A 25,310-nucleotide genomic window follows, 5' to 3' on the forward strand; every position below is an offset into this window, starting at 1 on the left:
ATGCCTCAGTATCGTTCGCGGACTTCCACCGCAGGCCGCAACATGGCCGGCGCCCGCGCCCTCTGGCGCGCCACCGGCATGAAAGATGATGATTTCGGCAAGCCGATTATTGCCGTTGTTAACTCCTTCACCCAATTTGTGCCCGGACACGTACACCTCAAGGATCTGGGGCAGCTCGTATGCCGCGAAATTGAGGCTGCGGGTGGCGTTGCCAAAGAATTCAACACCATCGCGGTGGATGACGGCATCGCCATGGGCCACGACGGCATGCTTTACTCCCTGCCTTCCCGGGAAATCATTGCCGATTCGGTTGAATACATGGTGAATGCCCACTGCGCCGACGCAATGGTGTGCATCTCCAATTGCGACAAAATCACCCCGGGCATGATCATGGCGGCCATGCGCCTGAATATCCCGGCCATTTTCGTATCTGGCGGTCCGATGGAAGCCGGCAAAACCAAGCTATCTGAACACAAGCTGGACCTGGTGGACGCAATGGTGATTGCCGCCGACCCGACAGCCGACGATGAAAAGGTTGCAGAGTACGAGCGCTCCGCTTGCCCCACGTGCGGCTCCTGTTCCGGTATGTTTACCGCCAACTCCATGAACTGCCTGGCCGAAGCCATTGGCCTGGCACTGCCAGGCAATGGCTCTATGCTGGCAACCCACGCCGACCGTGAACAGCTGTTCCTGAAAGCCGGTCGCCAGATTGTGGAGAATACCAAGCGTTATTACGAACAGGACGACGCAAGCGTTCTGCCTCGCAGCATCGCCTCCATGGCCGCATTCGAAAACGCCATGGTCATGGATATCGCCATGGGAGGGTCTACTAACACGATTCTGCATTTGCTGGCAGCGGCTCAGGAAGGCGGGGTTCCGTTTACTCTTAACGAGATTGACCAGCTTTCCCGCAAGGTTCCGCAGCTGTGCAAAGTGGCACCCAACTCACCTAAATACCACATGGAAGACGTGCACCGTGCAGGTGGCATTATGGGGATTCTTGGCGAGCTGGAGCGCGGCGGCCTGATCAACACCGATCTACCAACCGTACACAGCAAAACCATGAAAGAAGCCCTCGAAACCTGGGACATCATGCGCTCCCCGACCCCCGAGGTTGTTGAGTTCTATAAAGCAGGGCCGGCCGGAATTCCTACCCAGACTGCCTTTAGCCAAAGCACACGCTGGCCCAGCCTGGATGGCGACCGTGAAGCCGGCTGCATCCGCTCCGTTGAACACGCCTACAGTGCGGAGGGCGGCTTGGCCGTTCTGTATGGCAACATTGCCGTTGACGGTTGTGTCGTGAAAACCGCTGGCGTGGATGAAAGCATTTTTGTCTTCGAAGGCAAGGCGAAAGTGTTCGAAAGCCAGGACGCTGCGGTGGCAGGTATTCTGGGAGACCAGGTCAAAGCCGGTGATGTCGTCATTATTCGCTACGAAGGCCCCAAGGGCGGCCCGGGCATGCAGGAAATGCTCTACCCCACAAGCTACCTGAAATCCAAAGGGCTGGGTAAGGACTGTGCACTGCTCACCGACGGGCGTTTCTCCGGTGGCACCTCCGGGCTTTCCATCGGGCATGCATCACCCGAAGCTGCTGCAGGTGGCGCGATAGGGCTTATCGAAGACGGCGATACCATCCTGATCGATATTCCGGCGCGATCCATCAATGTGCAGCTGGACCAGCAGGAACTGGACCGTCGTCGCGAAGCCCGCGATGCCAAAGGCTGGAAACCTGAACAACCCCGCGACCGCGCTGTATCCGCAGCTCTGAAAGCCTACGCACTGTTAGCAACCAGCGCTGACAAAGGTGCCGTAAGAGATCTGGAAAAGCTCGGCTGATCCCAAGCCTTACACATAAAAGCCCGCGCAGAACTTGCTGTCTGCGCGGGCTTTTATGTTTTGATGTGCTTGCTGTGACAGCCTTAGAACAGTGACCAGCCGCCATCTTCCTCTTCTTCAATAACTTCCTCTTCAACCGGCTCCGGGTTGCTTGGCGCTGCTGCCTTGGCTTTTGCCGGCGTCGACACGGTCGTATTAGCGGCAACATTAACGCTGATCATTCCCAGCGCTTTTTTTGTTGCCTCATCCAGAATGCCGGTAGCCTGAAGCCCATTTTCCTTCTGAAAGCGAGACAGTTCAGACCGGGTGTTGGTATCCATTCCAGGGTCTACATTAGTAATATTGTACCCAGCGCCGTGAAGGGCGTTCTTGAGCGCAACCGTTTCATCAGCGAACGCGGCGGGCGCGAAACCCAGCATAACGGTTGTACCAACTGCAACGACAAAGCGGCCCACTCGGGTAGTCGTGTATTTCATGATACTCACCTGCTTTACTCCTGATACCTTAACGATATCCGTTTCTTTCTTGTTATGTGGTGCCAATCTCCACAGGCTGAGGCGAACGGATAAAAGCCTAACATACTTTTGTCTCATGTCGCCTTAACCGACCTCGTCCCCTGTGGTTTCGACCCGTTGGGCCTCCTCACTGAACTCGCGAATAAATATTCCCCAAAATGCCATGAACAAGGCTGCAACCAAAGGCCCCATAACAAAGCCGTTAATGCCAAACATGGCCAAGCCACCCAGTGTGGACAGCAGCACAATATAATCCGGTAGCTTTGTATCCCGACCCACCATAATCGGACGTAAAACGTTATCCGCAAGTCCTATCACGACCACACCGAATATCGTAAGCACCACGGCGTGAACGATGTCACCCACAGCAGCAAGGTAAATTGCCGCAGGCACCCAGACCAAAGCGGCGCCTACTGCTGGCAGTAGTGAAAAGATGGCCATGACCACACCCCACAACAAGGCGCCACTAATGCCAAGAATCCAGAAAATAATGCCGCCGAGCGCACCCTGAATAATAGCAATCAACAGGTTGCCTTTAACCGTCGCCCGCGTGACTTCAGCAAACTTGGCAAACAGCAACCGCTCACGCTCATCGCCCAGAGGAAGTGCACGTATCATCAGCTCTATCAGCTTGCTCCCATCACGGAGCAGAAAGAACGACAAGTACATCATCAGAGCCAACCCGAGGAAAAACTGAAAGGTATTCTGGCCAATACCCAGCGCTTGCTTTGCAAGAAACTGGCTACCACCCACGAACAGACTAACCACCCGGTCCCGGATTTCGCTGAAGTTGACATCAAACTGCGCAAGGAAAGTCTGTATGCCCGGGAAAGATTTGCTCACCTGATCAATATATTCGCCAGGCTTGATATTGCCGTCCTGAATTTGTTGATAAATCCCCAGCCCTTCACTCACCAGAGAAGTCACCAGCAACAATACCGGTATAACCACGATCAGCATGCACACCGTCAGGGTTATCAACGCATTTATATTTGGCCTGTCACCAAGCCGCCGCACCAGAAAGACCTGAAACGGATGAAAGATCAACGCAATGGCGATTGCCCAGAATATGGGCCCGACAAAAGGCTTCATGAGCAACACGAAGGCAAGTGTTACACCGACCAACATGGCAAGAAAAGTTCGTGTCTCAAGTTTTGCGTACATAATTCCGTTTTATCCCTGGCAGATTCAGTCGAATAATAGCCTAACATGACCTCATGGCCACCGGAGCATGCTTCAGGGTATAGTGGACTGTTGTTGATCAACTATTAAACAGGTCATGGTGTTGGAACTGGAAACCTTTACCACGGAAACGGCTCTTGACGCCGCAGCAGAACTGCGCCGGGTGCTCGCTGCCAGAACGCATCGCAGAAAAGTGCTGGGCCAGGAAGTCATAGTACCGGGGCAACTGGGCGAAGCTCTTCAACTGCCGCGCATTATCAACCGCCTTCAGAGCAAGCAACAACGGTTCCGGGACCAGGGGCTGGATGATTTCCAGGAACTCTGGCCAACGCTTTCTGCAGCAACCCGTAAAAAAGTGCTCAACGCCATCGGCTGGTATGACCCCAAAAACCTCAGTTGGGAAGACAAGCGCTCCAATCGCCGCCCTGTAGTGGCCCCGGACAACTCCTGATTCAAAGCCACAACGCACTGTTACGCAACTCAAACACAGCAACTTGTGAACTGACTTATCCTAGTGATTGAAGATTGTTGAACAGGCTCTGGATTAGCAAAGCCGGCAACGATCACGCAACCAATCAGTCAGGACAGTCGATGGCATGCGTATTCTGAGAACCGATGAGAGCCGTTTCGCAGGTCTTCCGGATTACCCGTTCACCCCCAATTATATGGATGTAGAGCCCGGCCTCCGCATGCATTACGTTGACGAAGGCCCAACTGGCGCCTCGCCTGTTCTGATGCTCCACGGAGAGCCATCCTGGTCATACCTGTACCGCCACATGATCCCTATTGTCGCGGCTGAAGGCCACCGGGTGCTGGCACCAGATCTGGTAGGCTTCGGAAAATCCGACAAGCCGGCATCTGTTGACGACTACAGCTACGATCGCCATCTGGCATGGCTCACCCACTGGATGGAAGCTCTGGATCTCCAGAATATCACCCTGGTTTGCCAAAATTGGGGTTCACTTCTGGGCCTGCGCCTTGCTGCTGCACTACCAAACCGGTTCCAGCGCATCATTGTGGGTAATGGCATGTTGCCGACCGGAGAAACCCGCGCGCCCGCAGCGTTCAGCGTATGGAAAGCCTTTGCCACCCACAGCCCCTGGTTTCCCATTGGCCGAATTGTACAATTGGGCACCGAACGAACCTTGAACAAACACGAGTTAGCAGCCTACGAAGCACCCTTCCCTTCAGCAGAATATAAAGCAGGGGCGCGAGCATTCCCGAAACTGGTACCTTTATCGCCCGGGGATCCGGCAAGCAGCGCCAATAAGGCCGCGTGGAAAGTGCTGGAAAAATGGCGGAAGCCATTCATCACCTGTTTCAGCAGTGGCGACCCCATCACCCGAGGCGGAGACCGCTACATGCAGCGCCGCATCCCCGGCGCACTGGGGCAGCCTCACATTACCCTGAGCGGCGGACACTACCTGCAGGAAGACTCGCCCGAAGATTTTGCACGAATGATAATTGATGCATTAAAGGCGGAATTGGCGGCCTGAGCTACCATTAACCAAAAACAGCCACCGTTTGGCGGCTCAGTGCCAACAATTCGCCACGAGGTGTCCATATCCGGGCTTCGCAATGGCAATAGCCATCTCCTGACTGATCAATCGTCGCCTTGTACAAAAGCCAGTCGTCGGCTTTCAGAGCCGGCCGGGGATGGATAATATCCAATGCCCAGGATAGAGAACTAGCTGGTACGGCCGATTTAAAATGCTGGAGAATCGCCGGGGGCCAGGCATCAACCAGGGCGACAATATGAGCGTCTGTAAGCTCTGCAGGCTCCTCCCGAAAGCGCATCCACCCTCCCATTTCTCGCCCGCCCACACCACTGAACGGCATGCCTCCGTATGCCCAGCGCATCTCTATGTGACTTATAAAACCTGGGGTTACGCCTTCGATGAAAGGCAGTTCCTGACAGCCTTCAACCGGCTTCGCGTCCGGAGCGGATTCCCCCTCAAGCTGCACAATCGATTCCCGGTCGCCTGCAAAAGCACCAATGCACACCACACGAGGTTCTCCGTTCTGAATAATTCGCCCTTCTACCTGAATAACCGCTCTTCCCTCACGTAGTATTTGGATATCGAAAACGGCTGGTACCTCTGCCTCTACCGGCCCGACAAAAGATACGCTCATGGACCTCATTGGCCGGCCATCTACCACCGCATGCTCCATGCGATCAAAAACCAGGGCAGCCACCAGACCACCAAACGTTGCGCGCCCTTGGGTCCAGGTTGCAGGCATTACCAGTTCTTTGCCGGCACGGCCAGCAGCAATCAGTTCATCAAAGGTCATAGCGCTTCCCTGTTAGCAACCTATCAGTCAAAATGAAAGCCTGCACAAAACGCGAAAACAATGCAATGGCAGTGCCCCGGCAACTACCTACAGAGCGTGATGGATTTCACGTATTAAATCAGACTAAAAGCGGTTATAATATCGCCACATATGCATTGCCCGGCAATGCTTTACCTTCCGAATACCGAGTAAATCAATGTCTGAATTGTCCTTTGCCGAACTGGGGCTTGATCCAGCCGTACTTGAAGCTGTATCTGCTATTGGCTACGAAACCCCAACGCCCATCCAGGCCCAGTGCATCCCTGCACTGCTCGCTGGCAAACATCTACTGGGCGTTGCCCAGACCGGCACGGGTAAAACCGCCGCCTTCGCATTACCGCTGCTAAGCCGGGTTGATGCATCTGTAACTGAACCTCAAATTCTGGTTCTGGCCCCTACCCGGGAGCTGGCTATCCAGGTGGCGGAGGCTTTTACCTCTTACGCTGCAAAATTTCGCAATTTCCACGTACTGCCAATTTACGGCGGCCAGGACTTTTATCCTCAGATCAAGGGTCTCAAGCGTGGTGCGCAGGTTATTGTCGGCACACCAGGCCGTATGCTCGACCACCTGCGCAAAGGTACCCTGCGTCTGGAGAACCTGAAGGCACTGGTACTGGATGAAGCCGACGAAATGCTGCGCATGGGCTTCATTGATGACGTGGAAGCCATTCTGGCCAAAACACCAGCCAACTGTCAGCGTGCACTGTTCTCAGCCACCATGCCTCCGCAGATCAAAAAGGTTGCTCAAACCTACTTGCGCGATGCTGTGGAAGTAAAAATCGAGAGCGAAACCCGCACAGTTGAGCGTATTTCCCAGTATTTCCTGCCGGTTTATGCAGAGCGAAAGCTCGACGCTCTGACCCGCATTCTGGAAGTGGAGCCAACCGAAGGTGCCATTATCTTTGTACGCACCAAGGCTGAAACCACACTGCTGGCCGAGAAGCTCAGTGCCCGCGGGCATGCAGTGGCACCCCTGAACGGCGATCTGAACCAACGTCAGCGCGAGCAGACTGTTGAAGATCTGAAGCGTGGCAAGAAAGATATTATCGTTGCAACGGACGTTGCCGCTCGTGGCCTGGACGTGCCCAGAATCACTCACGTTATAAACTATGATGTGCCCTATGACACCGAAGCCTACATCCACCGGGTGGGTCGTACCGGCCGCGCCGGTCGCGTAGGCAAGGCTATTCTTCTGGTCACTCCACGTGAGCGGAGCTGGTTGCGCACACTTGAGCGCGCCACCAACTCGCCTATGATGGCTTATGAACTGCCCTCGCCGGTTGAACTGAAGAAAATGCGCGAAGAGCAGTTTGAAACCCAGCTATTGGGCTATGCTGAAGACAAAAAGCTCGCCAAGTCCATGGCACTGCTGGATGAGATCGCTGAGCGCAACGAGATGGATATTGCCATGGTTGCGGGTGCTTTGGCGTGCTGGATGGAGGCAATGCAGCCTGGTTTGCTACCCTTGGAACAACCAGAAGCGCTGCCGGTAGTGTCTGCTTCTGCACCTGCTCGCCGTGATCGCAAAGGTGGCGGTGGTCGCCCGGGTGAATTCCGCAAGGGACCACCTAAAGGTGGTTACAAAGGACGCGGTGGCCCTGGCGGTGCCGGCGCTCGTGGCAAGCCACCCGGTAAAGGCGGCAAGCCTGCAGGTAAGCGGCCTCCCCGTCAGTCTGACGCCAAGCGCTGATAGACGACGAAGCTGTAGTCGTAAGGATTGTTATCGGACGCGGAGAAATCCTCCCGTCCGATTTCTTCCCACTCATCCCAGTTCACTTCCGGGAAGTACGCATCGCCATCCACCTCGGCGTGCACCTGAGTAATATAAATGCGGTCTACCATGGGTAGCGCTTCCGCATAGATTTGCCCTCCCCCGATCACCATTACCTCATCGACACCGTCCAACTCTGCTTGTGCTTCGGCTTTTATCAGCGCGTCATTCAGTGATTTTGAGCTTACCGTTCCTACGGGTGCTTCCCAATCTGGATTGCGGGAGATGACGACGTTCATCCGGCCCGGCAGTGGTCTGCCAATGGAATCCCAGGTTTTGCGCCCCATTATGATGGGCTTGCCCATGGTGGCCTGTTTGAAGTACTTGAGATCACCCGGCAGATACCATGGCAGATTGTTGTTCCGGCCAATAACGCGGTTTCGGGACATGGCAACAATCAAAGCTTTTCGCATTTCTTTTCCTCTCGAATTCGTACACCTACATTTGGACCGGGCGAGCGGGAAGGGCATTCCGAAAATGTGCGGAGCCATGGATGGCGGAGCCAAGCGTACACGGACGTATTCACAGCGTTTTTCGGAATGCCCTTCCCGCTCGTCCGCCCCCCAGGTTTACGGTCAGATTTTTAAAGGCACGCGCCGAGCTTAAATAGCTATAGGTGCTTTGATGCCGGGGTAAGGGTCGTAGCCTTCGAACTCGAAGTCTTCCAGTTCGTAGTCAAAAATTGAATCTGGCTTACGCTTGATAACCAGCTTAGGCAGGGCCTTTGGCTCGCGCTTTAGCTGCTCGAAAACGATGTCATCGGTGAGGTGATTTTGATACAGATGACAGTCGCCAAAGGTATGCACAAACTCGCCAACTTCCAGTTCACACTGCTGCGCAATCATATGCGTTAACAAGGCGTATGACGCAATGTTGAAGGGTACGCCCAAAAAAAGATCTGCACTACGCTGATAAAGCTGGCAAGAGAGCTTGCCGTCGAGCACGTAGAACTGGAACAGGCAGTGGCAGGGTGCCAGTGCCATCAGGCCTTTCTCGGCGTTTTCCTGAGGTCCAATAGATTCATCCGGAAGCTCGGCCGGGTTCCAGGCGGATACGATCAGGCGACGGGAGTTTGGCTTTTTGCGGATCTGGTCGATTACTTCGCTGATCTGGTCGACTACCCGTCCGTCCGGGCACTCCCAGCTTCGCCACTGCTTGCCGTAAATCGGGCCAAGGTCGCCATTTTCCAGCGCCCACTCGTTCCAGATGGAGACTTTGCGTTCTTTCAGCCAGTTGTTGTCTGTGGAGCCTTTCAGGAACCAGAGCAACTCGTAAATGATACTGCGCAGGTGAACTTTTTTGGTGGTAACCAGAGGAAAACCTTCCTGGAGGTTAAACCGGATCTGGCGTCCGAAAACAGAGCGGGTACCAACGCCGGTACGGTCGCCTTTGTCGAACCCATTATCAACCACATCACGCATCAGATCGAGATAGGCTTTCATTCCGCGTTTCTCCGATAAGCAATAAACATCAAGGCCATGCCAGCCAAAAGCATTGGGAGGGAAAGCACCTGCCCCATGGTGAGCCAATCAAACGCCAGGTACCCTAATTGCGCATCTGGCTGGCGCACAAACTCAACCAGGAAGCGGAAAATACCGTAGCAAATCAGAAACAACCCTGACACTGCCATTCTTGGGCGCGGTTTTGCAGAGAACCACCAGAGGATGATAAAAAACAGCACCCCTTCAAGGGCAAACTGGTAAAGCTGGGAAGGGTGGCGAGCCAGCGCATCCGGGGCCTGGCGGAATACCATGCCCCAAGGCATATCCGTGGGCTTGCCCCATAGCTCACCGTTGATAAAGTTACCGATTCGCCCAGCCCCAAGGCCTACTGGCACCAAGGGTGCAACAAAATCCGCAAGGTGCCAGAACCCGGTTCCTATCTTGCGGCCGTACCACCAGATGGCGAACATGACACCCAGCAACCCGCCGTGGAAGGACATTCCACCTTCCCATACCCGCAGGAGCCAAAGAGGGTCTGCCAGGAAGGCATCAAAATTGTAGAAAATGACGTAACCAAAACGCCCACCCAGGATAACCCCCAAAGCAAGGTAAAACAGAAGGTCGCCCATCTGCTCTTCAGTAATCGGCGACCAGGGCTTGCGTGTGCGCAGCCTGCCCAACCACCAGCCTGCGAGAAAGCCAACCAGATAGGTCAGCCCGTACCAGTGAATCTTGAGCGGCCCGATGGCGATGGCTACGGGGTCTATCTGTGGATGCTGAAGCATCAATAACCTCTCAACTCAAAAGAAAACGTAAGCCAACCAGCAGCAGCAGGATGGCAAACACGCGTTTCAGGGCCTTGGCGTTAAGCCGGTGTGCCAGATTTGCTCCCACACGTGCAAACAGTACGCTGGTGAGAATAATTCCGATAAAAGCCGGCAAATAGATAAAACCAAGGCTGTATTCCGGCAGGGCCGGCTCATTCCATCCTGTCCAGGCATTGCCAAGTGCACCGGCAATGGCAATTGGCAAACCGCACGCGGCCGATGTGCCTACCGCCTGCTGCATGCGAACGTTGCTCCAGCTCAGGTATGGAACAGTGAGTGTACCGCCGCCTATGCCGAAAATGGCGGAGGCCCAGCCTATGCCAGCACCGGCCGCCGAAAGGCCGGGTTTACCAGCAACATTCCTGCCGGGCGTTGGGTTTACATCGAGCAGCATTTTAAGCCCCACGAGGATGACAAACACACCAATAATTAGTTCCAGCACGGCACCGCTCAACAGCGCCGCTGTCCAGGCGCCAATAAGTGCGCCGACTATAATGCCAAAGGCCATCGGCCGGAATATATCCCAGCGGATAGCCCCGTGGCCGTGGTGCGAGCGAATGGAGCTGAGAGATGTGAATACGATGGTCGCAAGTGAGGTTCCAACGGCCATATGTGCCGCAATTTCCAGACTAAAGCCTTGAGCCCCGAAACTGAAAATCAGCACAGGCACAATAATAAGGCCGCCGCCAATTCCAAAAAGGCCTGCAAGGGTGCCCGCAAAGGCGCCGAGTATCAGATAGATGGCAAATACGGACAACAGGGACATACACACTCACACATCCGGGAAAACAAGGCTGGTATGATACACATCGGCCGTGGCAACTTCACCACAAGCATCACCCCTATCACCTACTGGAGAGCAACGTCGCATGTGCCTGATCGCATTTTCTCTTGGCCAGAGCGCCCGATTTCCGCTGGTGGTAGCCGCTAACCGTGATGAGTTTTTTCGCAGACCCACCGCACCTATGGACTGGTGGACAACAGATGCTGGCAACCGAGTGCTCTCCGGCCGGGATTTGCAATCCGGCGGCACCTGGCTGGCCGTGTCCCCGGAAGGGCTGGTCACCGCGGTAACGAATGTCCGAGAAGGGTCGCCAGAAGCCGGCAGTATAAGCCGTGGAGAGCTACCCCTCAGGGCGCTTGCAGAATCAGAAGTGCAACTGCAAAACAGCCTGAAAGGCACATCATCCTGCTACTCAGGGTTCAATCTGGTTCGCCTCGGTGAGAGCTCTGGCTGGTACTACAGCAACCGCGATGCTCACCCGGGCCGCAACATTTACCGTGGCACTTATGGTCTGAGCAATCACCTGCTCCAAACACCTTGGCCCAAGCTTTTGCGCCTCAGGGAAGCGGTTGGCCACACAGTTAAATCTGCTGACAGGAACACAGACACTCTGCACAAAGAGCTTACCAGCCTGCTGCAAGACACCACGCCCGCGCCAGACCACCTGCTCCCAAACTCAGGCGTACACCGTGATACCGAGCGCTTTCTTTCATCTCCATTTATAACCGGCACAGAATACGGCACCCGCGCCACTACCGTAATCAGCATCTCCAACACCGGCGAAATCCATGTGAGTGAGCAAAGCTGGGCACCTGAAGGGCATCCTGTGGAATACCGGGAGTTCCACTGGCAGCGATAGCGCTCAGCCTCTGATATAATCCGCGAAATTCGTCCACCCGATCGGAGGGCCGCAGATGGCCGGTCAACAAGACGCTACATCCATTGCCGACTTTGAAAAGTCTCTTGATGAGCTGGAAACACTTGTTCGCAACCTCGAACAGGGGGAGTTATCTCTCGAGCAATCCCTGACGGCCTTCGAGCGCGGCGTGAAGCTTACCCGCGCTTGTCAGCAGGCCCTCAAAGGCGCTGAGCAGCGAGTTGAACAACTGGTGCAGAATGATGACGGCACCCTGGAAACCCGCCCTTTTTCTCCGGACGACGCCGACTGATGCCTAACGGAACCCTGCCGACCATGGATTACCTTGAAACCTGCCGCAGCCGTGTGGATGCTGAGCTGGACCGCCTCATTGCATCCGGGTCGACCTCTAAGCGACTTCAGGAAGCCATGCGCTACAGTGTTCTGGGCGGAGGTAAACGTATACGCCCGGCGTTAAGTCTGGCCGCTGCAAGCGCTTTGGGACAGGATATGGAGATCGCTCTGGTGCCCGCCTGTGCGGTCGAGTTGATCCACGCTTATTCACTTGTTCATGACGACCTTCCAGCCATGGACAACGACGAACTGCGCCGGGGCCGGCCCACTGCCCATATTGCTTTTGATGAGGCTACAGCTATTCTTGCCGGCGATGCCCTGCAGGCATTGGCGTTTGAGTGGCTGGCAGAAGCGCCCGGGATAGAAGCTCCAGCACGGCTTGCCATGATTCAGGAACTGGCCCACGCAAGTGGCCATAGTGGTATGGTCGGAGGCCAGGCTATTGACCTTGAATCTGTCGGCAAGAGCCTGACACTGGCACAACTTGAAAATATGCACCGACATAAAACCGGTGCATTAATTGAAGCCAGCGTTCGCATTGGTGCGCTGACCGCCCCTGGTGTCAGCAAACGCTCACTGGAAGCCCTGACAACCTACGCCAAAGCGCTCGGGTTGGCGTTCCAGGTTCAGGATGACCTCCTGGACATTGAAGGCGATACTGAAATCATCGGTAAGCCTCAGGGCTCCGATATCGCCCGCGCCAAGCCGACTTATCCGGCACTGCTTGGGCTGGACGGAGCGCGGCAGCACCTCTCCTCTTTGCTGAACAGTGCCCTTGAGAGCCTGCAGGACTTCGGGCCGGAAGCCGACCCTCTCAGAGCCATGGCGGATTACGTAGTGGCAAGAACTCACTGAACCTGCTGACATATGTGAAACAGGCCTCCCTGTTCCCTTATAATGCCAGCCAGTTATCGAACATCCCGGAAAAGACCCGTACAGATGCAGGACACTTATATTTTCAAGGAAATCCCGTCACAGCGACCCAACACACCGTTGCTGGACCGGATTGACGTACCCGCCCAACTGCGGGAGCTGCCGTCTGATCAGCTGACCCAGTTTGCGAGAGAGCTACGGGCCTTCCTGCTGTGGTCTGTCGGGCAGACCGGTGGCCATTTTGGCGCCGGGCTGGGCGTGCTCGAACTCACGGTAGCCTTACACTATGTTTTCAACACACCGGAAGACCGACTGGTGTGGGATGTTGGCCACCAGGCCTACCCACACAAGATCCTGACCGGCCGCCGTGAGCAAATGGGCAGCATCCGGCGCAAAGACGGCCTTGCCGGTTTCCCCAAACGTGCGGAAAGCGTGTACGACACCTTTGGTGTGGGCCATTCCAGCACCTCCATCAGCGCAGCCTTGGGCATGGCCATCGCCGCCCGACAGCAGGACACTGGCCGCAAGAGCATTGCCGTAATCGGTGATGGCGCCATGACAGCAGGCATGGCTTTTGAGGCACTGAACCACGCTGGGCACCTGCGCGCCGATATGCTGGTGATCCTGAACGATAACGACATGTCGATTTCGCGCAATGTCGGAGGTCTATCCAACTATTTCGCCAAATTGCTATCAAGCCGTACCTACAACCAGGTTCGCGACAGCAGCAAAAAAGTTCTTCAGGGTGCACCCCACCTGATGGCCCTGGCAAAGAAAACCGAAGAGCACTTCAAAGGCATGATTGTGCCGGGCACGCTGTTTGAAGAACTGGGTTTCAACTACATCGGGCCTATTGATGGCCACGACCTGCCCTTACTGGTTGAGACGCTGGAAAATATCCGCGAGCTTGAGGGGCCTCAGTTCCTCCACGTGGTAACGACCAAGGGCAAGGGCTTTGCCCCGGCGGAAGCCGACCCCATTGGCTACCACGCTATAAACAAAATTGAACCTGTACCCGCCAGCAAGCCAGAGCCAGTCAAATCTGTCGCGACGACGCAAAAGTATGCGAACGTTTTCGGCCAGTGGCTGTGTGATGCGGCTGAACTGGATGATCGTGTGAGCGGTATTACCCCCGCCATGTGCGAAGGCTCGGATTTGCTGGCGTTCTCTGAACGCTTCCCGGACCGATATTTCGATGTCGCCATTGCGGAACAGCATGCCGTAACGCTAGCAGCGGGCATGGCCTGCGATGGCGCAAAACCGGTGGTTGCAATCTACTCGACGTTTTTACAACGCGGCTACGATCAGCTGATTCACGATGTGGCCATCCAGAATCTGGATGTACTGTTCGCTATCGACCGGGCGGGTCTGGTCGGTGAAGACGGGCCGACCCACGCAGGCGCGTTTGATATCAGCTACCTGCGCTGCATACCGAATATGGTGTTGATGACGCCATCGGACGAGAACGAAACCCGTCAACTGCTTCAGACTGGCCTGATGTTTGATGGCCCAGCAGCTGTGCGCTACCCGCGCGGAACCGGGCCAGGTGCAGAGATCCAGAAAGAACTTACCCCACTGGCAATCGGCAAGGGACGCAAGGTTCGCGAAGGCAGCGGCATCGCTATTCTCAACTTTGGCACGCTACTCACACCGGCTCTGGAAGCCGCCGAAAAGCTGGGGGCAACCGTGGCCGACATGCGCTTTGTCAAGCCTTTGGACGAGGCGCTGGTTCTGGAACTCGCAGAACAACACGACCTGCTGGTTACTCTCGAAGAGAATGCCATTGCCGGCGGCGCAGGGAGTGCTGTTACGGAGTTTCTGAACAGCCAGGAGGTTTCCATGCCGGTGCTTCAACTCGGGTTGCCAGACAGCTTTATTGATCACGGCAAACACGAAGAACTGCTCAAGGATTGCGGGTTGGATGCCAATGGCATATTCGCCGCCATAAGCACGCGCATGGAACGCCTGCAGCACCAAAGGCTCAAAGCGGTCAAATAACACCGCCAGCCAGAAGTCTTCTTACCAATACGCAAAAAGCCCGCTTATTTAATAAGGCGGGCTTTTTTGTGTCTGCCAGAAGTACCAGGCCAAAACTGGAATTATAGCTGGGGGTCATCGTCCTGATGGGTTTCCAGCCAATGCCCAAGCTTACTTTGCTTGGTGTCGAGATAATGCTCGTTATGAGGATTGCGACCAACATGCAAGGGAACGCGCTCGGTTACTGCAATGCCATAAGAGGTCAGTGCTTTGACCTTGCGAGGATTATTCGTCATCAGGCGCAGGCTTTTGATACCCAGATGTTCCAGCATATCCTTGCACATGCTGTAATCGCGCAAGTCTGCGGCAAAACCCAGGCGCTCGTTTGCCTCAACGGTATCTGCGCCCTGATCCTGCAGACGGTAGGCGCGGATTTTATTCAGCAAGCCGATACCCCGGCCTTCCTGACGCAAATACATCAGAATACCGCGGCCTTCACGAGCAATGCTGCGTAACGCCTCTTCAAGCTGATAACCACAGTCGCAACGCATGCTGTACAACGCATCGCCTGTAAGGCATTCAGAGTGCGTGCGGGCCAGCATGGGCTCGTCGCCGTCCAGCGACCCCAGGGTCAGGGCAACATGCTCCTTTCCCGTGTCCGGTTCTTCAAAGCCATGCATATCGAATACCCCGAAAGGGGTCGGCAACCGGCAGGTCTCGATGTAACGAACAGCCACAGTGCTTCCTCGTGGTTCAATAAATCTGGGCGCGTATTCTATCACGGGCGCGCCCATCAGGCATCAGTGGTCGTCGGCAATCCAATGCCCACTGCGACCGCCCTTCTTCTCCAACAAACGCACCTTGCCAATTTCCATACCCTTGTCGACGGCCTTGCACATATCGTACAGAGTCAGGGCTGCGATACTGGCGGCTGTCAGGGCTTCCATTTCCACACCGGTCTGGCCGGCAAGCTTGCACCTGGTCAGTATATGCACCGATGCGCCGTCTGCTCCCGCAGTAAGCTCCACCTTCACTGAGGTGAGGTTCAGGGCGTGGCACAATGGAATCAGATCGTGGGTTCGTTTGGCGGCCATTATTCCGGCAATACGGGCGACGGCCAGCACATCACCTTTCGGGTGCTCCCCGTCGATGATCATCCGGAGGGTTTCTGCCGCCATATGAATGGTCGCTTCGGCGCGCGCTTCACGCTCCGTTACGGCTTTCTCCGTAACGTCCACCATGCGGGCTTCACCCTTGTCGTCAAGATGCGTCAGTTTACTCACGGTGTCTCCCGGGTTTCAGTTTCAGTAAGTGGTGAGCAGGTTGCACTAAAATAAAGTATCAAGGGCCGGAGCATACCAGAGATGCAGGACAGCGCGGCGAATCCAGGTCAACCCTGAGGCCACCAGTACCGGATCCCGGCGATACCTTGAGCGCCTGCCTGCTGAGCTTCATCAAGATCTTCTGGCTGCAGCCCTCCCAGCCCGAAAACCGGAATGGGTGCGTTTGCGACCAGATCACGGAATCCCGCCCAGCCCAGTACGGGAGCGCCCGGGTGCGTCTCTGTGGGCTTTACCGGGCCAAGCGTCACATAGTCTGCCCCAATCGCCACTGCATGATCTATCTCACGGGCGTTGTGGCAGGAAACCCCAAGCCATACCCCATCAGGCACAGGCCTTGCCTCAAGTTTTTGGGCCTCTCGCCACGGCAGGTGCAGCCCAGCCGCATCGGGGGTGTCATCGAATGCTGCAGGCGAGCCATGCACCAAAAGGCCGGCTCCAGCTCGCTCGCACAGCTCCAGTGCAGTTTCAGCAACAGAAGCATAGCTCTCTGAATCCAAAGCTGGCGCTCTCAACAGAATCAACGCCGAACGATCCTGCTCTGACAAACGCTCAAGGGCCCTGCCCAGTAGTTGACCAGGATCGGCATCAGGACTGAACTCGCCGGTTAACGCCAGCAAGCAAGGGAGTTGCAGCGCCCGGATAATTGGCCGGTTAGCTGCCGGAAAATCCTCATCCCGCAGGCTTTCAGGGCGAATCCACTCTATGGGCTGCCCTTCACGGCCATGAGCGTCACCCTCGGCCTGATCCGTTCGCCAAACATCCAGAAAGACCCGCTTGTCGCCGTAGTCGTGGCGGATACCAATCACTGGTCGCAAGGAGCCCTCCGGTATGTGTAAACCGGTTTCTTCGGCAATCTCCCGAACCAAGGCAGCCTGTACCGTTTCATCCGGCTCAACTTTGCCACCGGGAAATTCAAGCAAACCACCTTGATGGACATGGTCCGGGCGGCGGGCAATAAGTACACACCCATCACGAACGATGACGCCAACGGCCACGTGGATCTCCCGAACACCAACGTCTGTTTTGGCCATGCTCAGCTGCGATAATCTGCGTTGATGGTGACATAGTCATGGGAGAAATCGCAGGTCCAGACGGTTTCCCTTATGTCGCCCCGTTTAAGGTTGATAGCAATCGTAATCTCCTCCTGATCCATTACTGCCTGACCCCGCTCCTCGGAATAATCCTCAGCACGTCCACCGTCTCTCACAAGACATACATCTCCGAGGTGGATTTCCAGGGCATTAACGTCCAGATCCACTACTCCAGCCCGGCCTACGGCCGCCAGAATGCGCCCCCAGTTGGGGTCTGATGCAAACAGCGCGGTCTTCACCAGAGGTGAGTGAGCGACTGTATAGGCCACATCCAGGGCCTCCTGCTGGGCGGCTGCACCACTAACCTGAATGGTAATGAACTTGGTGGCGCCTTCACCGTCACGCACGATGGCGTGGGCGAGATCCATGTAGATATCTTTTAGCGCAGCCTTGAGCGCCGGCAGATGCGGGCTGTCGAGGGTAATTTCAGGGCCGGAGTACTGGCCGCTGGCGATGAGCGTACAGGCATCGTTGGTGGAGGTGTCACCATCAATAGTGATTCGATTGAAGGATTGCTCCCCCAGTTCTGATGCCAAAGCCTGCAACGCATCTTGCGCAATACGCGCATCGGTGGCGATAAAGCCCAGCATGGTCGCCATATTGGGGCGAATCATACCAGCGCCCTTGCTGATGCCGGAAATAGACACTGTGTGGCCGCCCAGATCAACCTGAACCGACGCACCCTTCGGCCGCGTGTCTGTGGTCATTATACCGCTCGCCGCTTCCGCCCAGCGATTGTCCGCCGTGCTGCCCAAGACTTCTGGCAGAGCGCCCACAATCTTCTGAACCGGCAATGGCTCACCAATCACCCCTGTTGAATAAGGCAGTACCTCTGCAGCAGTGACTCCGGCATGCTCTGCCAAGGCCTGACAACAAGCAAGCGCATCATCCATGCCACGGGCACCTGTACCCGCATTGGCATTACCTGTGTTGATCAAAAGGTAACGCGGGGCTTTTTCAGCCAGATGTTTGCGACTCAAGGTTACCGGGGCTGCGCAGAACTGGTTGCGGGTAAACAAGCCGGCAACACGGCTTCCCGGTGCCAACTCAAACACCACAATGTCCTTGCGTCCAGGCTTCTTGATGCCCGCGCTGGCAATACCCACCTTGACACCTGCTACGGGGAAAAACTCGGGTAAGGTTCCTGGTCCAACCGCCATCCTGCCGCTCCTTTTTATAATGCTACTAGTATGAATAGGTCTGAAAACGAAAAACCCGCAGTCTGCCAGTTAACTGGCCGATTGCGGGCTCCGTACTTTACTTCCTGTCTGTGCAGGGTGGTCAGCTTACCTTGCCACAGCACTGTTTGAATTTCTTGCCGGATCCGCATGGGCAGGGCTCGTTACGGCCCACTTTACGCTCCTGGCGCACAAAGGTTTCTGGCGCACCCTGATCTTCATCCCTTCGCTCGCCTTCGCCCTGCGCTGTCGCACTGGATTCATCGTGACGCAGGCGTGCCCGTGCCAGCTCCTGCTCAAGTTCTTCCTTGCGGCGACGCTCAACCTCTTCCATTTCTTCCCGGCTCTGAACCCGAACATGACACAGCACACGGGTTACATCGCGCTTCATGGTTTCCAGCATGGTTTCAAACAGATTAAACGCTTCGCGCTTGTATTCCTGCTTGGGATTCTTCTGAGCATAGCCACGCAAGTGGATGCCGCGCCGCAGGTGATCCATGTTGGAAAGATGTTCTTTCCACAAGGTATCCAGGACCTGCAGGAACACCTGCTTTTCAAACCTGCGCATGGACTCTGCGCCAGCAATCTCTTCCTTCGCCCGGTATGCTGCAACGATTTCGTCCAGAATTTTCTGGCGCAGGTTGTCTTCGTATAGTTTCTTGTCCTCTTCCAGCCATGCCTGAACAGGCAAGTCGATAGACATTTCAGACTGTAACTGCGCTTCCAGCCCGGCCACATCCCACTGCTCTGGCATGCTCTGGGGCGGAATATGCTCGCTGACCAGCGAATCAACAACATCCGCACGGATGGTATCAACCATTTCGGAGACATCCTCTGAGGACATCACTTCGTTACGCTGATCGTAAATAACCGTACGCTGATCGTTCGCTACATCGTCATACTCAAGCAGCGTTTTACGCATATCGAAGTTACGACCCTCGACCTTGCGTTGGGATTTCTCAATGGCGTTGGTAACCATTCGATGCTCAATGGCCTCGCCTTTCTTCATTCCCATAGCCTGCATCAGGCTTTTGACCCGATCCGGCGCAAAGATACGCATCAGGTTATCTTCCAGAGACAGGAAGAAACGGGAAGAACCCGGGTCACCCTGACGCCCGGCACGGCCGCGTAACTGGTTGTCTATACGGCGGGATTCGTGGCGCTCGGTGCCCACAATGTGCAGACCACCCGCTTCCAGAACCTGATTGTGGCGCTCTGTCCACTCAGCCTTGAGGCGAGCAACCTCTTCTTCAGTGGGATTATCCAGGGCAGCAACCTCGTGCTCCCAGTTACCACCCAGTACAATATCCGTGCCCCGTCCAGCCATGTTGGTAGCGATGGTCACAGCACCCGGCCGCCCTGCCTGGGCGATGATCTGCGCCTCTGACTCATGCTGCTTGGCGTTAAGGATCTTGTGCTCAATGCGCGCCTTTTTCAGCAGCATGGAGAGTAATTCAGAGGCTTCGATGGAAGCGGTACCAACCAGGATTGGCCGTCCCTCCGCTGTCACATCTTTGATTTCATCAATGATGGCGTGGAATTTTTCATCCTGGGTGAGATAAACAAGGTCGTTGTAATCAATTCTCTGAATCGGCTTGTTGGGCGGTATCACCACCACGTCAAGACCGTAAATCTGGCGGAATTCAAAGGCTTCGGTATCTGCAGTACCCGTCATGCCGCCGAGTTTTTCATACAACCGGAAATAGTTCTGGAATGTTGTTGAAGCCAGCGTCTGGCTTTCGGCCTGAATTTTCAGACCTTCTTTAGCCTCTATCGCCTGATGCAGCCCTTCACTCCAGCGACGACCGGGCATAGTGCGCCCTGTATGCTCGTCAACAATAACAACCTGGCCACCCTGAACAATGTAATCTACATCCTTCTGGAACAAGTGATGGGCACGAAGCGCTGAGTGCACGTGGTGCAGCAAGCTCAGGTTGGCCGCTGAGTAGAGGCTCTCACCTTCTTCCAGTAGCTGGCGACCCAGCAGAAGTTCTTCAACCCGCTCGTGGCCCCCTTCAGTCAATTCAACCTGGCGCGATTTCTCGTCGATGGTGAAATCGCCGGAGGATTCCCCCTCTTCACTGACCTCCCCTTTCTCAAGGCTGGGGATCAGCTCGTTGATAGCCAGGTATGCTTTGGAGCTATCCTCCGCAGCGCCAGAGATGATCAGCGGCGTCCGGGCTTCGTCAATAAGGATGGAGTCAACTTCGTCGACAATCGCGTAGTAAAGGCCACGTTGCACTTTGTCATCTGTGCTAAAGGCCATATTGTCACGGAGGTAATCAAAACCGAATTCGTTGTTGGTACCGTAGGTGATATCTGCCTGATAGGCGGCGCGTTTCTCTTCGGGAGGCTGGCCAGCGACAACTACTCCAACCTGCAAACCGAGAAAGCGATAGAGTTTACCCATCCATTCAGCATCACGACTGGCAAGGTAGTCGTTTACAGTTACTACGTGTACGCCTTTGCCAGGTAAGGCATTCAAATAAACAGCAGCAGTGGCGACCAGGGTTTTACCCTCACCGGTCTTCATCTCAGCAATCCTGCCTTCATGCAGGGTAATACCACCGATCAGCTGCACATCGTAGTGGCGCATGCCCATAACCCGGCGCCCAGCTTCACGTACAGTAGCAAAAGCCTCAGGCAGTAATGCATCGAGACTCTCTCCCTCGTCCAGCCGACGACGGAACTCGGCAGTCTTGCCCTGCAACTCGGAGTCCGTAAGATTGCCAAACTGCTCTTCAAGCTCATTAACACCCAAGGCCAGCTTGCGCATTCTCTTGATTTCTCTGGCATTTTTACTGCCGAACATCTTGGTTGCAAACTTTGAGAACATAGACCACTGCTTCTTTGATTAAACGGAGGAAGCCGGCATTCTAACCTTATTTTGCGGGAGTACAAAAGGCAGGGCTCACATAGCCGAAGTTATGCGGCTATCCTGTGCCAAATACCGGGAGCTAAAGAACCTGATGAGGCTGGCGGGGGCTAAGCGAACGTCAGGCGACACCTGAGCAATTAACGACTGGCTCTTTTCATGTAGGTTTCGGGGTTTTCTGTTTTACCGTTACGAATCACCTCGAAATGCACGTGGGGACCCGTTGAGCGACCAGTGCTTCCCATCAGCGCAAGCACCTGCCCCTTCTGAACCACGTCACCCACTTTTACCTTGATTGTCTTGCTGTGGGCGTAGCGGGTAACCAAGCCATCACCGTGGTCAACTTCAACCAGGTTGCCGTAGCCATGGCGTTCCGAGGCATAGGTCACTACACCACCAGCGACAGAAATAATATCGCTGCCATCCTTTCCGGCCAGATCAACCCCGGCGTGCCAGGTACGCTTGCCAGTAAACGGGTCTGAACGGTAGCCATAACGCGACGACAACCAACCCCAAGTGATAGGGCGACCTTCCAGATACAACTCATCCTCCAGCTTCTGGCGGGAGGAAACCTGATCAAGGAGGCGCAACTGTTGTTCGCGGTCGAGCATTTTGCGCTCCAGTTCATCAATCATCCGGGTTAAATCGGGTGCTGAGAACGAATCTGCAGGATGCGAGTCTTCCGGGCCACCAACCGCTGCTGGCTGATTAAAGTCAAATTCATCGCTGGCAACCAGTCCAGACTCCACGAAGCGCTGTCCCAAGGCATCAAGGCGCAACAAACGACCCTGAATCTCACCAAGGCGCAGGGTCAGAGCATCTACCTGGTCCTGAACATTCTGCTGTAAACCGGCAAGTTCAACTTTTTGCTCCCCCAGTTTGCTCCGCCAATGCGCAACAAGCTCGGAGTCAGTCGGCTCACGCGCTTCAGCCTTACTTTCCGCCACGCTATATCCTGCCCAGCCTGCAGCTGTTATCAGCGCAACACCCACAAGTGCCATAGCCACAACAACCGTGCTATTCAGCGCCAATACGCGGGACTTGCCGTGACTCTTGCCAACAAGAATGATATTCATAGTGTTTTCTGATTTCATCAATGAACCGCAACCATCTCCTGTAGTGTTGCGGCCCCGAATAATCCGAGTGGGTTTGCCATCCTTAGCAACAACTACGTACTGATATATCGCAGCGCCCGGTAGACATACTGATTTACAACAAGGTAAAACAAGAGTAACACCGGTGCTACGCACAAAGCGTGCCGAAGTGTAACCAATCGTTATCGTGGTCGTCGAGAAGAAAACGCCTTATGAAACGAAAAAATGAGCAAAAAATGACCTTCGACAACCTGGGCAGAACGCCGGTCCTGCGCGATCTGGTCGCAAAAGCCAACACTCACCGCAAGGCAGAAGAGGAGGTTATTGCCTCTTTACCGCCAACACTGGCGCCCGGCACCCGATTTGTCTGCTGCCTGGAAGGAGAACTAACCCTCTCTACCGAAAGCGCCGGAAAGGCCAGCCAGATTCGTTTCCGCCAGCACGAGATCATGGAAAAACTACGGGAGAACGAACTGTTCCGGTTCGTGTGGAAACTCAAAGTAAAGGTAGTACCACCAAGGTTTAACGAAAAACCACCGGCGAAAAAACTGACGCTTAGTAAAGAAAATGCCCAGCTCCTCAAAGAGGAAGCCGGGCACACGAAGGATAAAAAACTACGCGAGGTTCTCGAAAAACTCGCAAGCCACGTACGGGATTAAGGCATCCAGCCTTAAGCCGGCACCGCCAGCACAGGTTTCATATAGGAGATAGGTGCGGTCTCTTCGTTATCGAAGGTTACCACTTCCCATGCATCCTCTTCCGCCCTGAGCTTGCGCAGCAGCTTATTATTCAGATCGTGACCGGACTTGATGCCACGGAATTCACCAATCAGGCTATTGCCTAACAGGTAAAGATCACCGATTGCGTCCAGTACTTTGTGCTTGACGAACTCATCCTCATAACGAAGGCCGTCTTCGTTCAGGATTTTGTAGTCGTCTACCACAATGGCGTTATCTACACTGCCACCTAGCGCCAGATTCATCGCTCGAAGCTTTTCAATGTCACGCATGAACCCGAAAGTTCTTGCGCGGCTGACTTCCTTCACGAAAGACGTGCTTGAAAAGTCTACCGTCGCGGTCTGGGCACGGCCCTTGAACACCGGATGATCAAAGTCGATGCCGAAGCTCACCTTGAAGCCCTCAAACGGCAGGAAGGTAGCCTTCTTGTCGCCTTCTTCAATCGTGACTTCCCGCTTGATGCGAATGAAACGTTTGGCCGCTTCCTGCTCGGCAATGCCGGCAGACTGCAGCAGAAAGACGAATGGGCCGGCAGAGCCGTCCATGATCGGCACTTCTGCAGCGCTCAGTTCCACATAGCAGTTATCGATACCGAGACCAGCCATGGCTGACAACAAATGCTCGATTGTTGCCACACGGACACCGTCTTTTACCAGCGTCGTGGACAGCATGGTCTCACCCACATTTTCAGCACAGGCCAGAATCTCGACCACTGGGTCCAGATCGGTGCGACGGAAAATGATTCCCGAGTCTATCGGTGCAGGCTTCAGGGTAAGGTAAACCTTTTCCCCTGAATGCAGCCCGACTCCGGTAGCACGGATCGTGTTTTTAAGTGTCCGTTGTCTGATCATCGGTTCGTTATTCCGTAAAAATTGGCGATATTCTAAACAAAAATGTGCGCTCAGAATACCAAAAAATACGACTGATTGCCATTTGCGCGGCCCTGTATTGCCTAAACTTTAAGCAACATAGCTGCAGCAGCCAGCGTATCGTTATCCGGGATCGTGATTAATGATGACAACAATCACTCCCTACCGGATGTCATTTGCAACAGATTATCAGTCAGCCTGCCGGCGAAGGAATGCGGGAATATCGAGATAGTCGACACCCTGCTCTTCACTTTCCTTGCTCTGATCAATCGCAACATTACCGTGAGATACCGCACGGCGACGCAGGATTGCAGGGCGATCCAGCTGTTTGTAATCTGTTTTGCCGTCCAGGGAGCGGGTGTTATCCACCACCTTGGTAGGCTTTTCACGGTCTCCGCCCAGGCCTGTGGCAACAACAGTTACCTTAAGTTCGTCGGTCATTTCCGGATCAATAACGGTACCAACAACAACGGTAGCGGTATCCGATGCAAACTCACGCACAATGTCGCCAACCTCGGAGAATTCGCCCAGGTTCAGGTCCATACCGGCAGTAATGTTGACCAGAATACCCTTGGCACCCTGCAAGTTGACGTCTTCCAGCAGCGGGCTGCGGATGGCCGCTTCGGCAGCTTCCCGCGCACGGTTCTCACCGGTGGCGGTTGCCGTACCCATCATTGCCATGCCCATCTCGGACATGACTGTCTTAACGTCCGCAAAGTCAACGTTTATCATACCGTTGCGGGTAATCAGATCAGCAATACCCTGAACCGCCCCAAGCAGAACGTCGTTCGCAGCAGCGAATGCGTCCAGCAGGCTGGTCTTTTTACCCAGAACCGCCAGCAGCTTTTCGTTAGGGATGGTAATCAGCGAGTCAACGCATTCTTCCAGCTCTCTGAGCCCTTCTACGGCCAAGCTCATGCGCTTGCCGCCTTCAAAGTTGAACGGCTTGGTTACCACGGCAACGGTCAGAATGCCCATTTCCCGCGCAACTTCTGCAACCACAGGTGCAGCACCGGTACCGGTGCCACCACCCATTCCTGCGGTGATGAACACCATGTCCGCGCCTTTGATGGCTTCGGCGATACGGTCGCGATCTTCCAGAGCAGACTGCCGCCCGATTTCAGGATTCGCGCCTGCGCCCAGACCTTTCGTGATGTTACCGCCCAGCTGAATGATCTGGCGTGCATCCATACCAGCCAATGCCTGGGCATCTGTGTTGGCGCAGATAAAATCTACACCCTCAATGTCACTGTTCAGCATGTGCCGTACGGCGTTACCGCCACCACCGCCCACACCGATTACCTTAATGACAGCGTTTTGTTGGACATTATCGACTAGTTCAAACATTCCCCTTCCCCTTCGTGCTGTTTTCAGC

23 protein-coding genes and 1 pseudogene are annotated in these 25,310 nt (G+C 55.0%); 9 read left to right on the forward strand and 15 right to left on the reverse strand.

The genetic code is table 11. From position 1 onward, the window contains the following. Window positions 1-1,836, forward strand: coding sequence for a dihydroxy-acid dehydratase (ilvD, locus tag RKA07_RS17600; RefSeq protein WP_200202050.1), 1,836 nt, complete (start codon window positions 1-3; stop codon window positions 1,834-1,836). Window positions 1,837-1,919: 83 nt separating this feature from the next. Here the strand turns inward: ilvD and RKA07_RS17605 are convergent, their stop codons facing one another. Both RKA07_RS17605 and RKA07_RS17610 read right to left on the reverse strand, forming a co-directional pair. After that, the gene (locus RKA07_RS17605) at window positions 1,920-2,312 is read right to left on the reverse strand and encodes a peptidoglycan-binding domain-containing protein (RefSeq protein ID WP_200202051.1); all 393 of its coding nucleotides are present in this window, start codon (window positions 2,310-2,312) and stop codon (window positions 1,920-1,922) included. 123 nt (window positions 2,313-2,435) lie between these two features. After that, entirely contained in the window at window positions 2,436-3,515 is a 1,080-nt protein-coding gene (locus tag RKA07_RS17610) for an AI-2E family transporter (protein WP_200202052.1), read from the reverse strand. Window positions 3,516-3,630: 115 nt separating this feature from the next. On the opposite strand from RKA07_RS17610, the gene RKA07_RS17615 reads away from it, so the two are divergent. Both RKA07_RS17615 and RKA07_RS17620 read left to right on the forward strand, forming a co-directional pair. Further along, window positions 3,631-3,984 (forward strand): hypothetical protein, encoded by a 354-nt coding sequence (locus tag RKA07_RS17615; RefSeq protein WP_200202053.1) that lies wholly within the window; start codon window positions 3,631-3,633, stop codon window positions 3,982-3,984. 145 nt (window positions 3,985-4,129) lie between these two features. Next, window positions 4,130-5,029, forward strand: coding sequence for a haloalkane dehalogenase (locus tag RKA07_RS17620; RefSeq protein ID WP_310966951.1), 900 nt, complete (start codon window positions 4,130-4,132; stop codon window positions 5,027-5,029). Between the two features lie 7 nt (window positions 5,030-5,036). Here RKA07_RS17620 and RKA07_RS17625 read toward each other — a convergent pair whose 3' ends face one another. Continuing rightward, complete coding sequence (locus tag RKA07_RS17625) at window positions 5,037-5,825, reverse strand: acyl-CoA thioesterase (RefSeq protein ID WP_200202055.1); 789 nt, start codon at window positions 5,823-5,825, stop codon at window positions 5,037-5,039. A 196-nt stretch (window positions 5,826-6,021) separates the two neighbouring features. Here RKA07_RS17625 and RKA07_RS17630 point away from each other — a divergent pair, with 196 nt between their 5' ends. Then, entirely contained in the window at window positions 6,022-7,554 is a 1,533-nt protein-coding gene (locus tag RKA07_RS17630) for a DEAD/DEAH box helicase (RefSeq protein WP_200202056.1), read from the forward strand. Here the strand turns inward: RKA07_RS17630 and RKA07_RS17635 are convergent. From RKA07_RS17635 to RKA07_RS17650, 4 genes are all read right to left on the reverse strand, one after another. Further along, complete coding sequence (locus RKA07_RS17635; protein WP_200202057.1) at window positions 7,533-8,048, reverse strand: dihydrofolate reductase; 516 nt, start codon at window positions 8,046-8,048, stop codon at window positions 7,533-7,535. The genes RKA07_RS17630 and RKA07_RS17635 overlap by 22 nt on opposite strands. Before the next feature lie 189 nt (window positions 8,049-8,237). After that, a complete protein-coding gene (locus RKA07_RS17640) occupies window positions 8,238-9,077 on the reverse strand; it encodes a thymidylate synthase (protein WP_200202058.1) in 840 nt (279 codons plus the stop codon). Next, the gene (gene lgt / locus RKA07_RS17645; RefSeq protein WP_200202059.1) at window positions 9,074-9,862 is read right to left on the reverse strand and encodes a prolipoprotein diacylglyceryl transferase; all 789 of its coding nucleotides are present in this window, start codon (window positions 9,860-9,862) and stop codon (window positions 9,074-9,076) included. The genes RKA07_RS17640 and lgt overlap by 4 nt, the downstream gene beginning before the upstream one ends. Window positions 9,863-9,872: 10 nt before the next feature. Then, the gene (locus RKA07_RS17650) at window positions 9,873-10,670 is read right to left on the reverse strand and encodes a sulfite exporter TauE/SafE family protein (protein WP_310966952.1); all 798 of its coding nucleotides are present in this window, start codon (window positions 10,668-10,670) and stop codon (window positions 9,873-9,875) included. Between the two features lie 103 nt (window positions 10,671-10,773). Between RKA07_RS17650 and RKA07_RS17655 the strand changes: the two genes are divergently transcribed. From RKA07_RS17655 to dxs, 4 genes are all read left to right on the forward strand, one after another. Further along, window positions 10,774-11,547: an NRDE family protein gene (locus RKA07_RS17655; RefSeq protein ID WP_200202061.1), complete on the forward strand. Its 774-nt coding sequence runs from the start codon at window positions 10,774-10,776 to the stop codon at window positions 11,545-11,547. A gap of 55 nt (window positions 11,548-11,602) precedes the next feature. Next, window positions 11,603-11,857, forward strand: a complete 255-nt coding sequence (locus RKA07_RS17660; protein ID WP_200202062.1) for an exodeoxyribonuclease VII small subunit — start codon at window positions 11,603-11,605, stop codon at window positions 11,855-11,857. Further along, on the forward strand, window positions 11,857-12,753 hold the full coding sequence (gene ispA, locus RKA07_RS17665) for a (2E,6E)-farnesyl diphosphate synthase (protein WP_310966955.1): 897 nt from the start codon (window positions 11,857-11,859) through the stop codon (window positions 12,751-12,753). Before RKA07_RS17660 ends, ispA begins: the two co-directional genes overlap by 1 nt. Window positions 12,754-12,837: 84 nt before the next feature. Continuing rightward, window positions 12,838-14,769 (forward strand): 1-deoxy-D-xylulose-5-phosphate synthase, encoded by a 1,932-nt coding sequence (dxs, locus tag RKA07_RS17670; protein WP_200202064.1) that lies wholly within the window; start codon window positions 12,838-12,840, stop codon window positions 14,767-14,769. A gap of 101 nt (window positions 14,770-14,870) precedes the next feature. Here dxs and ribA read toward each other — a convergent pair whose 3' ends face one another. The 6 genes from ribA to RKA07_RS17700 form a co-directional block, all read right to left on the reverse strand. Beyond that, a complete protein-coding gene (ribA, locus tag RKA07_RS17675; RefSeq protein ID WP_200202065.1) occupies window positions 14,871-15,485 on the reverse strand; it encodes a GTP cyclohydrolase II in 615 nt (204 codons plus the stop codon). Window positions 15,486-15,548: 63 nt separating this feature from the next. Beyond that, window positions 15,549-16,031, reverse strand: a complete 483-nt coding sequence (gene moaC / locus RKA07_RS17680; RefSeq protein WP_200202066.1) for a cyclic pyranopterin monophosphate synthase MoaC — start codon at window positions 16,029-16,031, stop codon at window positions 15,549-15,551. Window positions 16,032-16,138: 107 nt separating this feature from the next. Continuing rightward, complete coding sequence (locus tag RKA07_RS17685) at window positions 16,139-17,122, reverse strand: Nudix family hydrolase (protein WP_310966957.1); 984 nt, start codon at window positions 17,120-17,122, stop codon at window positions 16,139-16,141. A gap of 2 nt (window positions 17,123-17,124) precedes the next feature. Beyond that, a complete protein-coding gene (argJ, locus tag RKA07_RS17690; protein ID WP_310966959.1) occupies window positions 17,125-18,342 on the reverse strand; it encodes a bifunctional glutamate N-acetyltransferase/amino-acid acetyltransferase ArgJ in 1,218 nt (405 codons plus the stop codon). A 121-nt stretch (window positions 18,343-18,463) separates the two neighbouring features. After that, window positions 18,464-21,196: a preprotein translocase subunit SecA gene (gene secA, locus RKA07_RS17695; RefSeq protein WP_200202069.1), complete on the reverse strand. Its 2,733-nt coding sequence runs from the start codon at window positions 21,194-21,196 to the stop codon at window positions 18,464-18,466. Between the two features lie 179 nt (window positions 21,197-21,375). Then, a complete protein-coding gene (locus RKA07_RS17700; RefSeq protein ID WP_200202070.1) occupies window positions 21,376-22,329 on the reverse strand; it encodes a M23 family metallopeptidase in 954 nt (317 codons plus the stop codon). A gap of 212 nt (window positions 22,330-22,541) precedes the next feature. Between RKA07_RS17700 and RKA07_RS17705 the strand changes: the two genes are divergently transcribed. Next, window positions 22,542-22,988 carry a DciA family protein gene (locus RKA07_RS17705; protein ID WP_200202071.1) on the forward strand — a complete coding sequence of 149 codons (447 nt, stop codon included), beginning with the start codon at window positions 22,542-22,544 and terminating at the stop codon, window positions 22,986-22,988. An 11-nt stretch (window positions 22,989-22,999) separates the two neighbouring features. Here RKA07_RS17705 and lpxC read toward each other — a convergent pair whose 3' ends face one another. Together lpxC and ftsZ are read right to left on the reverse strand one after the other, a co-directional pair. Beyond that, entirely contained in the window at window positions 23,000-23,917 is a 918-nt protein-coding gene (gene lpxC, locus RKA07_RS17710; RefSeq protein ID WP_200202072.1) for a UDP-3-O-acyl-N-acetylglucosamine deacetylase, read from the reverse strand. A gap of 323 nt (window positions 23,918-24,240) precedes the next feature. Further along, window positions 24,241-25,282 (reverse strand): annotated as a pseudogene (ftsZ, locus tag RKA07_RS17715) (cell division protein FtsZ); the annotation flags it as partial. Window positions 25,283-25,310: the final 28 nt, after the last annotated feature.

Source organism: Marinobacter xiaoshiensis (genome assembly GCF_031631795.1).
GTDB classification, from domain to species: domain Bacteria; phylum Pseudomonadota; class Gammaproteobacteria; order Pseudomonadales; family Oleiphilaceae; genus Marinobacter; species Marinobacter xiaoshiensis.

Excerpts from the sequence above, each read along its gene's own strand:
- ilvD (WP_200202050.1), top strand. The coding sequence starts at position 1 with ATGCCTCAGTATCGTTCGCGGACTTCCACCGCAGGCCGCAACATGGCC.
- RKA07_RS17605 (WP_200202051.1), bottom strand. The coding sequence starts at position 2,312 with ATGAAATACACGACTACCCGAGTGGGCCGCTTTGTCGTTGCAGTTGGT.
- RKA07_RS17610 (WP_200202052.1), bottom strand. The coding sequence starts at position 3,515 with ATGTACGCAAAACTTGAGACACGAACTTTTCTTGCCATGTTGGTCGGT.
- RKA07_RS17615 (WP_200202053.1), top strand. The coding sequence starts at position 3,631 with ATGGTGTTGGAACTGGAAACCTTTACCACGGAAACGGCTCTTGACGCC.
- RKA07_RS17620 (WP_310966951.1), top strand. The coding sequence starts at position 4,130 with ATGCGTATTCTGAGAACCGATGAGAGCCGTTTCGCAGGTCTTCCGGAT.
- RKA07_RS17625 (WP_200202055.1), bottom strand. The coding sequence starts at position 5,825 with ATGACCTTTGATGAACTGATTGCTGCTGGCCGTGCCGGCAAAGAACTG.
- RKA07_RS17630 (WP_200202056.1), top strand. The coding sequence starts at position 6,022 with ATGTCTGAATTGTCCTTTGCCGAACTGGGGCTTGATCCAGCCGTACTT.
- RKA07_RS17635 (WP_200202057.1), bottom strand. The coding sequence starts at position 8,048 with ATGCGAAAAGCTTTGATTGTTGCCATGTCCCGAAACCGCGTTATTGGC.
- RKA07_RS17640 (WP_200202058.1), bottom strand. The coding sequence starts at position 9,077 with ATGAAAGCCTATCTCGATCTGATGCGTGATGTGGTTGATAATGGGTTC.
- lgt (WP_200202059.1), bottom strand. The coding sequence starts at position 9,862 with ATGCTTCAGCATCCACAGATAGACCCCGTAGCCATCGCCATCGGGCCG.
- RKA07_RS17650 (WP_310966952.1), bottom strand. The coding sequence starts at position 10,670 with ATGTCCCTGTTGTCCGTATTTGCCATCTATCTGATACTCGGCGCCTTT.
- RKA07_RS17655 (WP_200202061.1), top strand. The coding sequence starts at position 10,774 with ATGTGCCTGATCGCATTTTCTCTTGGCCAGAGCGCCCGATTTCCGCTG.
- RKA07_RS17660 (WP_200202062.1), top strand. The coding sequence starts at position 11,603 with ATGGCCGGTCAACAAGACGCTACATCCATTGCCGACTTTGAAAAGTCT.
- ispA (WP_310966955.1), top strand. The coding sequence starts at position 11,857 with ATGCCTAACGGAACCCTGCCGACCATGGATTACCTTGAAACCTGCCGC.
- dxs (WP_200202064.1), top strand. The coding sequence starts at position 12,838 with ATGCAGGACACTTATATTTTCAAGGAAATCCCGTCACAGCGACCCAAC.
- RKA07_RS17685 (WP_310966957.1), bottom strand. The coding sequence starts at position 17,122 with ATGGCCAAAACAGACGTTGGTGTTCGGGAGATCCACGTGGCCGTTGGC.
- argJ (WP_310966959.1), bottom strand. The coding sequence starts at position 18,342 with ATGGCGGTTGGACCAGGAACCTTACCCGAGTTTTTCCCCGTAGCAGGT.
- secA (WP_200202069.1), bottom strand. The coding sequence starts at position 21,196 with ATGTTCTCAAAGTTTGCAACCAAGATGTTCGGCAGTAAAAATGCCAGA.
- RKA07_RS17700 (WP_200202070.1), bottom strand. The coding sequence starts at position 22,329 with ATGAAATCAGAAAACACTATGAATATCATTCTTGTTGGCAAGAGTCAC.
- RKA07_RS17705 (WP_200202071.1), top strand. The coding sequence starts at position 22,542 with ATGAAACGAAAAAATGAGCAAAAAATGACCTTCGACAACCTGGGCAGA.
- lpxC (WP_200202072.1), bottom strand. The coding sequence starts at position 23,917 with ATGATCAGACAACGGACACTTAAAAACACGATCCGTGCTACCGGAGTC.